This window comes from Hymenobacter lapidarius (genome assembly GCF_001816145.1).
GTDB classification, from domain to species: Bacteria; Bacteroidota; Bacteroidia; order Cytophagales; family Hymenobacteraceae; genus Hymenobacter; species Hymenobacter lapidarius.
The window spans coordinates 1-12,389 of sequence record NZ_MDZB01000103.1 but is presented as its reverse complement, the minus strand read 5'-3'; the positions used below and the strand labels follow the sequence as shown (position 1 = coordinate 12,389).

Annotated in this window: 14 protein-coding genes; 6 read left to right on the top strand and 8 right to left on the bottom strand. The window is 57.0% G+C overall.

Annotated elements, in window-relative coordinates:
- Nucleotides 1–89: 89 nt before the first annotated feature.
- The 7 genes from BEN47_RS20925 to BEN47_RS10255 all read right to left on the bottom strand — a co-directional run bounded on the left by BEN47_RS20925 (nt 90) and on the right by BEN47_RS10255 (nt 6,405).
- Nucleotides 90–497, bottom strand: coding sequence for a hypothetical protein (locus tag BEN47_RS20925; RefSeq protein WP_125921613.1), 408 nt, complete (start codon nt 495–497; stop codon nt 90–92).
- A gap of 90 nt (nt 498–587) precedes the next feature.
- Nucleotides 588–1,670 (bottom strand): glutamine-hydrolyzing carbamoyl-phosphate synthase small subunit, encoded by a 1,083-nt coding sequence (carA, locus tag BEN47_RS10275; RefSeq protein WP_070728126.1) that lies wholly within the window; start codon nt 1,668–1,670, stop codon nt 588–590.
- A 111-nt stretch (nt 1,671–1,781) separates the two neighbouring features.
- Nucleotides 1,782–2,960: an aspartate aminotransferase family protein gene (locus BEN47_RS10270; protein ID WP_070728124.1), complete on the bottom strand. Its 1,179-nt coding sequence runs from the start codon at nt 2,958–2,960 to the stop codon at nt 1,782–1,784.
- 33 nt (nt 2,961–2,993) lie between these two features.
- Nucleotides 2,994–3,545, bottom strand: coding sequence for a hypothetical protein (locus BEN47_RS20920; protein WP_125921612.1), 552 nt, complete (start codon nt 3,543–3,545; stop codon nt 2,994–2,996).
- A gap of 7 nt (nt 3,546–3,552) precedes the next feature.
- Nucleotides 3,553–4,533, bottom strand: a complete 981-nt coding sequence (argC, locus tag BEN47_RS10265; RefSeq protein ID WP_070728119.1) for an N-acetyl-gamma-glutamyl-phosphate reductase — start codon at nt 4,531–4,533, stop codon at nt 3,553–3,555.
- Entirely contained in the window at nt 4,523–5,713 is a 1,191-nt protein-coding gene (argG, locus tag BEN47_RS10260; RefSeq protein WP_070728116.1) for an argininosuccinate synthase, read from the bottom strand. The genes argC and argG overlap by 11 nt, the downstream gene beginning before the upstream one ends.
- A gap of 95 nt (nt 5,714–5,808) precedes the next feature.
- Nucleotides 5,809–6,405, bottom strand: a complete 597-nt coding sequence (locus BEN47_RS10255) for a GNAT family N-acetyltransferase (protein WP_070728113.1) — start codon at nt 6,403–6,405, stop codon at nt 5,809–5,811.
- A gap of 391 nt (nt 6,406–6,796) precedes the next feature.
- Here BEN47_RS10255 and argB point away from each other — a divergent pair, with 391 nt between their 5' ends.
- Genes argB through argH form a run of 3 tightly spaced genes read left to right on the top strand, consistent with a single transcriptional unit; the run spans nt 6,797 to nt 9,985 of the window.
- Entirely contained in the window at nt 6,797–7,606 is an 810-nt protein-coding gene (argB, locus tag BEN47_RS10250; protein WP_317039500.1) for an acetylglutamate kinase, read from the top strand.
- Entirely contained in the window at nt 7,594–8,661 is a 1,068-nt protein-coding gene (locus BEN47_RS10245; protein WP_070728109.1) for a M20 family metallo-hydrolase, read from the top strand. The genes argB and BEN47_RS10245 overlap by 13 nt, the downstream gene beginning before the upstream one ends.
- A 10-nt stretch (nt 8,662–8,671) precedes the next feature.
- Nucleotides 8,672–9,985 (top strand): argininosuccinate lyase, encoded by a 1,314-nt coding sequence (gene argH / locus BEN47_RS10240; protein ID WP_070728106.1) that lies wholly within the window; start codon nt 8,672–8,674, stop codon nt 9,983–9,985.
- Nucleotides 9,986–10,034: 49 nt separating this feature from the next.
- Here argH and BEN47_RS10235 read toward each other — a convergent pair whose 3' ends face one another.
- Complete coding sequence (locus BEN47_RS10235; protein ID WP_070728103.1) at nt 10,035–10,457, bottom strand: EamA family transporter; 423 nt, start codon at nt 10,455–10,457, stop codon at nt 10,035–10,037.
- Nucleotides 10,458–10,599: 142 nt separating this feature from the next.
- On the opposite strand from BEN47_RS10235, the gene BEN47_RS10230 reads away from it, so the two are divergent.
- The 3 genes from BEN47_RS10230 to BEN47_RS10220 form a co-directional block, all read left to right on the top strand.
- The gene (locus tag BEN47_RS10230; protein WP_070728100.1) at nt 10,600–11,322 is read left to right on the top strand and encodes a PD-(D/E)XK nuclease-like domain-containing protein; all 723 of its coding nucleotides are present in this window, start codon (nt 10,600–10,602) and stop codon (nt 11,320–11,322) included.
- Nucleotides 11,323–11,438: 116 nt separating this feature from the next.
- On the top strand, nt 11,439–12,029 hold the full coding sequence (locus tag BEN47_RS10225) for a TetR/AcrR family transcriptional regulator (RefSeq protein ID WP_070728097.1): 591 nt from the start codon (nt 11,439–11,441) through the stop codon (nt 12,027–12,029).
- A 3-nt stretch (nt 12,030–12,032) separates the two neighbouring features.
- The coding region (locus BEN47_RS10220; RefSeq protein ID WP_204378305.1) for a hypothetical protein at nt 12,033–12,389 on the top strand (357 nt) is incomplete at its 3' end.

Below are 12,389 nucleotides of genomic sequence, written 5' to 3'. Positions count from 1 at the left end.
TAGGTCGTGCAACGTTCGCCTCACCCCCCGGCCCCCTCTCCGAAAAGGAGAGGGGGAGCCAGACGTTTAAGGAAATGCTTGTTAAGTGATTATTGGCTTACCTTCTTGCTTATGTATCTTATGTTCATTGTTTCACACTCATAGAATATCATTTCAGCGTCACCAAAAACTAGAAGCGTACCCATTCCGTGACCCACTGTTGCCGCTATAGTTTCTTTTGTATCTAAAAATTTAGCATCTATTCTTTTGTTTTCACTGATAACATAACAAGTAGTATTAGCTATGCCGTTATTTTCAGTAGACGCTAGAATTTCGTGTTCTTCGATACCTCGTACAGGAGTAAATAGCGACGATTCAAGAAAATTATAATGAGATAAGTCTTTAATAAATTTCGCTCTGTTCTTTTCCGATGAGACGAATTGAATGTAACGTTCGCGCTTAGCTTTATTCACAAACCTTTTAATTACTTTGATTTCTAGGTTGATGTTTGAAGCCATAATGTAGTCCAGTAATTAAATTAAAATGTTTGGGTGGTCGCGGCTCCCCTTCTCCTTTTCGGAGAAGGGGCCGGGGGATGAGGCGTTTCGCTAGGCTGTATGCCCCTCCTTATACTCCGTCACCGCTTTCAAAAAGTCATCAAACAGAAACTCTGTATCCTCCGGCCCGCCGGCGGCTTCGGGGTGAAATTGCGTGGAGAAGAACGGCTTGGACGTGTGCCTGATGCCTTCGCAGGTGCCGTCGTTCAGGTTCTCGAACAGCATCTGCCACTCGGCGGGTAGTGTTTCGGTATCCACCGCGAAGCCGTGGTTCTGGCTGGTGATGTAGCAGCGCTGGGTGCCGGTGAGCTTCACGGGCTGGTTGTGGCTGCGGTGGCCGTATTTGAGCTTGAAGGTGTCGCCGCCCGCCGCGAGGCCCATGAGCTGGCTGCCCAGGCAGATGCCGAAAATGGGCCGGTCCTGGGCCAGGGCCTTTTGCAGGTGCCGGATGGTGGCTTCGCACATTTTGGGGTCGCCGGGGCCGTTGCTCAGGAACAGGCCGTCGTAGGCCAGGGTCGTAAAATCGTAGTCCCAGGGCACGCGAATCAGCTCCACGTCGCGCTCCAGGAAGCAGCGGATGATGTTGGTTTTGGTGCCGCAGTCCACGAGCACGATTTTGTGCCGGCCGCCGCCGTAGCGCCGGATACCGGCCGGGCTCACCTGCGCCACGAGGTTGTCGCGGTTGGGGTCGTGGAAGGGCACGTCGTCCTCGGCCACGATTTTGCCCAGCATAGCGCCTTGCTCGCGTAGCTTCTTGGTGAGCATCCGGGTATCGACCCCGCAGATGCCGGGAATGTTGTACTCCTTGAGCCAGTAGCCGAGGCTTTTGGCGGCGTTCCAGTGGCTGTGCTCCTCGGAGTAATAATTGACGACCAGCCCGGCAATGTGAATCTTGTCGGACTCGAAAATCTTCGAAATCGACTCGTAGAGTTCCTCGCCGGGTACGCCGTAGTTGCCCACCATCGGGGTGGTGAGCACCAGAATCTGGCCGGCGAAGGACGGGTCGGTGAGGTTTTCGGGGTAGCCCGTCATGGCCGTGCTGAACACGACCTCGCCGGCGGCGGAGGTGAAAGCGCCGAAGGATTCGCCGGAGATGGCGGTGCCGTCGGAGAGGATGAGTTTTACTTGATTCATACGATTGACCCCACCCCCTAGCCCCCTCCCCTCTGGGAGAGGGGGAACTAGTTTCTAGTTTTTAGAACCAGAAACTAGTTGGATGCAAATGGATGAGCAAAGAGGGTGAGACTAGAGACTAATTTTAGAGCTAGTTCCCCCTCTCCCGGAGGGGAGGGGGCTAGGGGGTGGGGTGATGGCATACAGCGCCGCCAAAAACATATCAACCTCCGTCCGCGTGATATTCAGCGGCGGCAGCAGCCGGAGCACCGTAGGGTCGGAAGCATTGCCCACGAAAATATGATGCTCCGTCAGCAGCTTGTCGCGGATTTCCTTGATGGGAAAATCATACTGAATACCCACCATCAGGCCGCGGCCGCGAATTTCCTCGGCCCCGGAATTGGCTTCGAGTTCCGTGCGCAGGTAGTGGCCCAGCTCGGCGGCGTGCGCAACCAAATCTTCCTGCTCAATGACTTCGAGCACGGCCAGGGCGGCGGCGCAGGCCAGGTGGTTACCGCCGAAAGTGGTGCCCAGTAGGCCGTAGGAGGCTGGCAGCGCGGGCGCAATCAGGATGCCGCCGATGGGGAAGCCGTTGCCCATGCCCTTGGCCACGGCAATGATATCGGGCCGGATGCCAGCGTGCTGATGGGCGAAGAACTCGCCGCTGCGCCCGTAGCCGCTCTGCACCTCGTCGGCAATCAGCAGCGCGTTGTGCGCGCCGCACAGCAGCGAGAGGCCCTGCAGGAAGTCATCGGAAGGCCTGATGATGCCGCCCACACCCTGAATCGGCTCGATAATCACGGCGCAGACATCGCCGCCGCGCAGGATTTCGGCCACTGCTTTCAGGTCGTAATTGACAAAGGAAATGGCGTGGTCGGCGTTGAAGGGGGCCACAATCTTGGGGTTGTCGGTGGCGGCTACCGCGCCCGAGGTGCGACCGTGAAACGCGCCCCGAAAGGCGATGACCCGCTTTTTGCCGGTGTGGAACGAGGCTAGCTTCAGCGCATTCTCGTTGGCCTCGGCCCCGGAGTTGCACAGAAACAACGCGTAATCCGGGTAGCCCGACACGCGGCCCAGCTTTTCGGCCAGCTCGCGCTGAATCGGAATCTGCACCGAGTTAGAGTAGAAGCCGATGTTTTGCAGCTGCGCCGTCAGGCGCTGCACGTAGTGCGGGTGGCTGTGGCCGATGGAAATCACGGCGTGGCCGCCGTAGAAATCCAGGTACTCCTGGCCCTGGTCGTCCCAAAGTTTCGCGCCAAGTGCGCGCACGGGCATGATGTTGACGAGAGGATAGACGTTGAAAAGCTCCATGTTGAATTCAGCAGTTAAACTACAAAAAAGGCCTTATTTTGACTTTACCTGCCGTATGCTTGCGTATATTTTCAGTATTAATTCCTGCTTATTATAAGGAATATTTTTGCCTGAAATAGCAAGCCATCGATTAGAGCTACAATTCGAAATAGTTACTTTGGTTATTCCAACACCAGTCTTCACAGGTACAATTGTGATTGCTGCCAGCCCATTAACTGTATCAATTCGTGCTTGATGTAACGTATCTGGCTTGTTCAAATATTTGTAATCACCTCTCGCAACTCGCCGTTTAGCGTATACTGTTTCACTTCCTAAGTCGCAGATTGTGTCGATAACAGATGACTCAAAGCCACTATCAAATTCTAGAATCACAGAATCGTTTGCTGCTAATGCAATACTGCCTGGTGTTGAGTCTATTCCTTGTTGATAAATGATTTTTGCTCCTTTGGGCGCGTCAAACACCCAATAGTCATACAACTTATATGTAATCCATTTTGGGTTGTGTTTGTCAAAACTGTCTTGATTATTGCAACTGGTAAGTCCACAAAAAGCCAGAAAGACGACACTGAGAAGAATAAGGTGCATAGTGTTTCTAAAAAAACGAAGCCTTACTCATCAACCCCGTCGTTTCCGGCAGGCCAAACAGCAAATTCATGTTCTGCACCGCCTGGCCCGACGCGCCTTTCACCAAATTATCAATTACCGAGGTAATTAATAATTGCTTGCCCTGTTTCTGCACATGCAGCAGGCATTTATTGGTGTTCACCACTTGCTTCAAATGAATTTCCTTGTCCGAAACCGCGGTGAACGGCGCGTCAGCATAAAACTGCTTATACATCTCCCGCGCTTCGTCCTGCGTCAAATCGGAGGGCGTGTAGACGCTGGCGAAAATGCCCCGCGCGAAATTGCCGCGGTAGGGGATGAAGTGAATTTCCGCCGCGGATTGCGGCTGCAGTTGCGCCAGACTCTCGCCGATTTCGCCCAGGTGCTGGTGCGTGAAGGGCTTGTAGATGGACACGTTGTTGCTGCGCCACGAGAAATGCACCGTTTCCGAGAGGCCCTGGCCCGCGCCGGTCGAGCCGGTGATGGCCGACACGTGGATGTCGTCGGTGAGCCGGCCGGCCTGGGCCAGCGGCAGCAGCGCCAGCTGGATGGCCGTGGCGAAGCAGCCGGGATTGGCAATGCTCTGGGCCTGCTGGATGCGGCTTTTGTTCAGCTCCGGCAGGCCATAGACGAACTCGCGGCCGGCAAACTCGGCATCGGCCGTGAGGCGGAAATCGTTGCTCAGGTCGATGATGTGCGTGGTTGCGGGCAGGGTGTTTTTGTGCAGCCAGGCTTTGGAATTGCCGTGGCCCAGGCACAGAAACACCACGTCCTCGTCGCCGGCCAGCTCGGAGGCAAAGGTCAGGTCGGTTTCGCCCACCAAATCGTCGTGCACCTGGTGCACCGGGTTGCCCGCGTTCGATGAGCTTACGATGCCGCCCAGCTCCACGAAGTCGTGGTGCAGCAGAATGCGAATCAACTCGCCGGCCGTGTAGCCGGCCCCGCCCACGATGCCGGCCTTAATTTCCATCGTGCAGACTGGCGCTAATTTTCAGCTGGTTACCGAAAATCTTGATGAAACCACGGGCGTCACGGGCATCCCAGGCGTTATTTTCCTCGCCGTAAGTCGCCACTTTCGACTGCATCATATCATATTTCGACTCGATGCCGAGCAGGTCAAATTGGTAGGGCTTGAGCTGCACGAACACCTTGCCCGAGACGTGGCTTTGCGACGATTCCAGGAAGGCTTCCATGTCGCGCATCACCGGGTCGAGGTACTGCGCCTCATGCAGCAGCGTGCCGTACCAGTTGGCGATGTAGTCTTTGTGCAGCAGCTGCCAGCGGGTGCTGATGTGCTTCTCCAGCAAGTGGTGCGCCTTGATGAGGATGAGCGGCGCGGGTGCCTCGAACCCCACCCGGCCCTTGATGCCCAGGATGGTATCGCCCACGTGCGTGTCGCGGCCGATGGCGAAGGCCGCGCCCAGCTCGTTCAGCCGCTGAATCAGGGCCACCGGGTCCATCGTTTCGCCATTCAGGGCCACCGGCTCACCGCGCTCGAAGGTGATTTCCATGCGCTCCGAATCCTGCCGCTGCAACTGCGAGGGGTAGGCGCTTTCGGGCAGGGCCTCGTGCGAAGTCAGCGTTTCGACGCCGCCCACGCTGGTGCCCCAGATGCCTTTATTGATGGAATATTTCGCCTTCTCCCAACTCATTTCGAAACCCGCTTTTTGCAGGTATTCAATCTCGGCCTGGCGCGACAGCTTCAGGTCGCGGATGGGTGTTAGGATTTCGGTTTTGGGGGAAATGACCGAAAAAGCCACGTCGAAACGTACCTGGTCGTTGCCGGCCCCTGTGCTGCCGTGAGCAATATAATCGGCCTCGTTGGCGCGGGCGTACTCGGCAATGGCCAGCGACTGGAACATGCGCTCAGCGCTCACGCTCAGCGGGTAGGTATCATTTTTCAGCACGTTGCCGAACAGCAGATAGCGCAGGCAATCGTGGTAGAAGCGCGTGGTCACGTCAATCACCTCATGCTTCACCGAGCCCAGCTCGTAGGCCCGCGCCTCGATGGCGGCCAGCTCCTCGGCCGTGAAGCCGCCGGAATTGACAATGACGGTGTGTACTTCCAGGTCCAGGTCGCGAGACAGATAAACGGCGCAAAACGAGGTGTCGAGGCCGCCGCTATACGCTAGAATGGCTTTTTTCTTCATTTTCAATGTGCGGTAAGCGTTAGCTTGCCGTTAGATAAATGGTGAGTTAACGCTTGGCATTCAGAGTACGGCAAGCTATAGCTTACCGTACAGTGCTATACTACCGCGCCTGATTCAGAGGAGCTTGGGACAACATTAAACTCGGGCACCTGCAGCTGCACCAGCTGCTTCTCAGGTGTGTCATAAAGCATGCCGGTGCAGAGGCACAGCTTGCGCTCGTTCTCCATCAGGATGCTGTAGTTTTTGCAGCTTTTGCAGCCCTTCCAGAAGTCTTCGCTGGTGGTCAGCTCCGAGAAAGTGACGGGCTCGTAACCCAAGTCGGTATTTATTTTCATCACGGCCAAGCTGGTCGTGATGCCGAAAATTTTGGCCTGCGGGTACTTGCTGCGCGACAGCTCGAACACGGCCTGCTTGATGGCCTTGCCCACGCCGCCCTTGCGGATTTCGGCGTTTACAATCAGACCCGAGTTTACGACAAAGGTCTTGTCATCAAAGGTTTCGATGTAGCAGAAGCCCGCCAGCTCGTCGTCCACGAAGGCGATGATGCTATCGCCGCTGGCCATTTTACGGGCCACGTAATCCGGCTCGCGCTTGGCGATGCCGGTGCCCCGCGTTTTGGCCGATTCAACGTACCATTGGCATAATAAGTCAGCGTACTGAGCGTCCGCTGCTGTTGCAACCCGAATTATCATTGATTTTTAAGAACTTAGGGATAGATGCGCGGCTGTCCGGACCACGCGTTTCTCCCGCGTGATTCCTGCTAAAGCCCAAACCTGTCTGTAAGTAGAGCGGATACTATCCTGGCTCAAAGGGGCTGGCCAAGGGGCCAACATGCGGCTGCTGAAGCCGCTAGGGTCGTCGCACCAAGGCGCAAGCCGTTCTGCACACGCCTGCTCCACCCAGCCAAACGGCGGCAGCGAGCAAAGGAGAAGAGCAAACGGGGAGGGGCATGGCGGGTAACTTTCGATTCGGCGCTTTAACGAACGGCCGAACCAAGAGGTTCAATTCTGCTGCAAAGCTAAAAGCCCCTACTTTTGCCTGCAACATTTCCCGGTTATTTTTTGGAATCAGTGCTTTTCGCTGTTGGGTTTGCTGAACTGTGAAGAAATAATGAAAGCGGCGTTAAAAATTTATAAGATTGGCGGCGGCATCATCGACCGCGTATCCGACTTGCTGGAATTCCTGCGCCTGTTTGCCAATGTGAGCGGCCCCAAAATACTGGTGCACGGCGGTGGCAAAGGCGCCAGCGAAATGATGGCCCGCCTGGGCATCGTGCCGCGGATGCTGCACGGCCGCCGCATCACCGACGCTGTGACTCTCGACATCGTGACGATGTTCTACGCGGGCAAAACCAACAAGCAAATAGTGGCGGCACTCCAGGCAGTTGGGGTTAATGCGCTGGGCCTCAGTGGTGCCGATGGCAACGTGATTCTGGCCACCAAGCGCCTGGTACGGGAAGTTGACTACGGCTTTGTGGGGGATTTGAGCGAGGAGAGCATCAATGCCGATATGGTGCGCCAGTTTTTAGAAATAGGGCTGACTCCTGTCTTTTGCCCGATTAACCACGACGGCCAGGGCCAATTGCTGAATACCAATGCCGACACCATTGCCGCATCGTTAGCAAAAGCCCTGAGCAAGCAATATTCAGTAGAGCTGCACTTTTGCTTCGAAAAACACGGCGTATTAGCCGATATTATTGATGAAAAATCAGTTATTCCAACTATTACATTGGCTAATTATGCCGAATTGAAAGAAAGTGGAATAATTGCCGATGGCATGCTGCCCAAATTAGAAAATGCATTTGATGCCTTGCAGTTTGGCGTAGAAAAAGTAATTATTGAGCATGCGCTCTACATTGATGGAGCACTGAAAACCACCTTATGTCTGAATTAATAAATCAACTGAGCGAGGATGCCGTTGATTTACTGATTCGGCTAATTAAAACTCCCTCGTATTCACGTGAGGAAACGGATACGGCTGGCCTGATTCAGGCGTTTTTAATTGGGCACGGCATAGCAGCGCAGCGGCAGCAGAATAACGTGTGGGCCACTTCCGCGCACTTCGATGCGAATAAACCGACCATTCTGCTCAATTCGCATCACGACACGGTGAAACCAGGCGTGGGCTGGACGCACGAGCCATTTGGAGCCGTACGGGAAGGCGATAAGTTAATTGGCCTCGGCAGCAATGATGCGGGTGCTTCGGCCGTTAGCTTACTGGCAGTTTTTCTGTACTTGCAGGGGCAGGGAAACGCCTTCAATCTAATTTGCGCGATTACGGCGGAAGAAGAAATTTCGGGTGTTAACGGTATTAGAAGCGTGCTGCCGCAGTTTGGAGAAATTGCCTTGGGAATTGTGGGCGAACCCACGGGCATGAATCTCGCCATTGCCGAAAAAGGCCTGCTGGTGCTGGACGCCACGGCCTACGGAAAAACCGGCCACGCCGCCCGTGAAGAAGGCGAAAACGCGCTCTACAAAGCCCTGGATGACGTGCAGTGGCTGCGGCACTACCAGTTTCCCCGGCTGTCTCCGCTGCTGGGACCAGTGAAAATGACCGTGACGCAGATAAGTGCTGGCCAACAGCACAACGTAGTGCCCGACCGCTGCCACTTTGTGATTGATGTGCGCACCAACGAGCTATACCAGAACCAGGGAATTCTGGACGTTATTCGGGCTAATGTGCAGTCGGAAATTGTGGCGCGGTCCACGCATCTGAATTCTTCCAGTATTAGCGAGATTCACCCGCTAGTGCGCCGGGGGGTGGCCATGGGCAAGCAGATTTATGGCTCGCCCACGCTCTCCGACCAGTCGATGATGCCCTTTGAAACCCTCAAAATGGGGCCGGGACAAAGTGCCCGCTCACACACGCCGGATGAGTATATTTTGCTGAGTGAAATACGCGCCGGTATTCGGGATTATATCGAATTACTGGCTGGATTTACGTTTTAAGTAGTGTATTATGAAAATTTGGGAGAAAGGTTTTTCGGTTAATGAGACCATTGAGAAATTTACGGTGGGCCACGACCGGGAATTGGATGTGTACCTCGCGCCCTTCGACCTGCTGGCCTCCAAAGCCCAGGCTAATATGCTGGCCAAAGTGGGTCTGATTTCCGAAACCGAGCGTCAGCAGCTTATTGGCGGGCTCGATGAGTTGCTGGCGCAGGTGGCCGCTGGCACGTTTCTGATTGAAGCCGATTTTGAGGACGTGCACTCGAAAATAGAGCATTACCTGACGGAGAAGTTCGGGGATGCGGGCAAGAAAATTCACACCGCCCGCTCGCGCAATGACCAAGTGCTGACGGCCATTCAGCTTTTCATTAAAGACTACACGGAGCGAATTGCGGCGAAGTTGCTGGCGCTGGCTAAGGTGCTGCTGCAACAGGCCGAGGTGCACAAAAACGACCTACTGCCGGGCTACACGCACTTTCAGGCGGCTATGCCGAGCAGTTTCGGCCTGTGGTTTTCGGCCTATGCCGAGCATTTGCTGCTGGACTTGCATTTGTTTGAAGCCGCATACGCGGTGGCCGACCAAAACCCGCTGGGTTCGGGCGCGGGCTTTGGCAGCAGCTTCCCCATTGACCGCGAAATGACCACCCGGGAAATGGGTTTTGGCAGCGCGGCCGTGAGTGCGGTGGGCGCCCAGATGCTGCGCGGCAAAACCGAGAAAACCCTGGCCTTTGCCATTGCCGGCGCGGCGGGCACGCTGGGCAAACTGGCCTATGACCTGGTGCTCTACAATAGCCAGGACCTGGGCTTTGTGACGCTGCCCAAGGAGTTCACCACGGGCTCGAGTATCATGCCGCACAAGAAAAACCCCGATGTGTTTGAACTGGTGCGCGCCCACGCCAACCGCCTGCAGGCGCTGCCCAACGACATTATCCTGGCCACCAGCAACCTGCCCAGCGGCTACCACCGCGACTTCCAGCTGCTGAAGGAGCTGCTGTTTGGGCCCATGATGCAGTTCGCGGACCTACTCGATATTTTGCTGTTTGCACTGCCCGAAATCAAGATTAAGCCCGGCGTAATTGAGCAGGCCAAATACGACCCCATTTTCTCGGTTGAAAATATCAATCAACTAATTATTGCCGGCGTGCCGTTTCGGGATGCGTACCAGCAGGTGGGGCGGGCCGTGGAAGATGGCAGCTACATGCCGCACCGCGAGTTCCAGACCACGCACCTGGGCAGCATTCACAACCTGGGGCTGGCCGAGATTGCGGGCAAAGCGCAACGGTGGAAGGAGGGTAGCCGCCTGTTTGCACGAGCCGCGTACTAGCGAGCACCCGGCGCCGGCAGTGGGATTCGGGCTTGCGCAATGGGGCGTGTTAGCGCCACACCAGCACAACGGTACCGGCCAGAATAAGCCCGGCGCCGAGGGCACTACGCACCGAAATGGTTTCGCCCAAGAACACGACTGCCAGCAGCAGAGCCAGCGCCACACTCAGCTTATCTACCGGGGCCACTTGGCTCACGGGCCCCAGCTTGAGGGCCCGGAAGTAGCACAGCCACGACGCGCCGGTGGCCAGGCCCGACAGCACCAGGAAAAGCCAGGTGCGCCCCGACAGGTCCGACAGGCCGGCCGTGGCCCCGCGTGCCAGGGCTATGGCCCAGGCCAGCAGCAAAATGACCACCGTGCGAATGGCCGTGGCCAAATCGGAATCGACCCCTTTGATGCCGATTTTTGCGAAAATGGCCGTGAGGGCCGCAAACAATGCCGACAGGAGGGCGTATGGAATCCAGGAAGCCATGGTGCTATGCATTGAGGTTTTGAGAGCCGGGCGCGCAACCCGCTGAGCCGAAGTACGAACCTGCGCTCAAAACCGCCGCCTGCCGCTCGCGAGGGGACCTGCGCGGAGCCATCCTGTGCTTTTATCTGTTACCTTTTCACCTATGCCCGAATCAGCCGTTCCCTACCGCCGCCCCGACTTGTTGCGTCTCGATTACGATACGTACCGCGCCCTGCCTGCCATTGCGAACTCGGACCTGTCGCGCCTGCGCGATGCGCTCGACGGACGGCCCCCGCGGCCCCAAACCAGTTCCAATGAGGGCGCCCTGAGCTTTGGTACGGCGTTTCATACCGCCCTGCTCGAGCCAGCCGACTACGTGCCCGGTCTGCCCGGCCTGAACGATACGCTGGTGTGGTGGCTGGTGGAGGGCGTGAAGCTCGATACCCGCCTGGTGGAACTGCTGGCGCTGGGACAGCCGGAAACCAGCGTGCTGTTTACCGAGCCCGAAACCGATACGCTCTGCAAGCTGCGCGCCGACCTCATCGTGGACCAGCCCGACCAGCCGTTCACCATCATCGACTTCAAAACCACCATGGCCCGCGACGCCGACCATTTCCTCTGGCAATGCTCGGCCTACGACTACGACCGCCAGGCCGCTTTCTACACCGACGCGCTGCGCGCCGAGCGGTTTTTATTGGTTGGCGTGCAAAAGGTAGAGCCCTTCGGCGTGTTCACCATTGAAGTGAGCGAGCAGATGCTGACCGAAGGCCGAACGAAATACCAGCGCCTGCTGCGCCTACTTAAAGCCCCCGCCACCGCGCCGGCTTACCGGGCCGAAGCCGTGCAGGCGGCCGTGGACGCCCTGGGACTAAGCCAGGAAGAATAGCCCGGAGTTATAAAGCCGACGAGAATTACCAAAGCCTCTCCTGACAACAAGAGAGGCTTTTTTTGGAGCAAATTATTACTTACTGATTAGTAAGTAAGTTGTATATTTGCCCCGTCATGTCAACTCCATCAGCTACAAAACTATCGCCCGATACCCGCACGCGCATCCTCGACCTGGCCGAGGAACTGCTGCTGGAGCGGGGCTTCAATGCCTTCAGCTACCAGCACCTGGCCAAAGAGCTGGGTGTGAAGCCGGCGGCCATTCACTACCATTATCCCAGCAAAGACGACCTCGGCACGGCCATCGTGACCCGGCAGCTGCGCCGCTTGCGCAAGTGGCGCGACCTACCCCGCGTAGCCGACCTGTCCCCCAGGGAGCAGTTCGACGCCCTGCTGGCCGTGTATGAGAACCACCTGGGCCACGACCGCCGGGTGTGTCTGTTCGGCGCCCTGGCAGCTGATTTCCGCACCTTGCCGGTGCCCATGCAGGCCGAGCTGCGCACCTTCAACCGCGAGTTGACGGAGTGGCTGGCGCAGGTGCTGGCCGTGGGCCGGGCCACGGGCGCCCTGCGCTACGTGGGCAGCCCGGCCGCCAAGGCGGCGCAGGTGCTCACCACGCTTTCCGGGGCGCTGCAAGTGGCCCGGGTGCACGACGAAACTCCTTTTCAGGTTATTGTAGGCCAGCTGCGGCTGGAGCTTTTTTCTTGAGCCATGGTTAATACTTATTCGCCCGTCTACACACTGTGCGCCGCCGAGGCGCAGGTAGTAACAATTTCGCAGGTCCGCTATCCATCACCGCCCGCCGGCCTGCGGTGGCTGCGGTGGCAACTCAGAATACTGTGGGCTGTGGCCCCACCGCTGGCGTTTCGGCAGGCGTGGCGGCTGTTTTGCACGCCGCGCCGGCTGCCGCTCAAAGCCTGGGAGGGGCCCGCCCTGGCGCTGGCGCGCCGCCGCACCGTGGCCGCCGAATCGGGGCAGGTGGCGGTGTACGGCGTTGCGTGGCGTAATTTTGGGCCTTGCTGTTTCTCTATAATACCGCCCTGGGTCTATACGGCCTGCTGCTGCGCC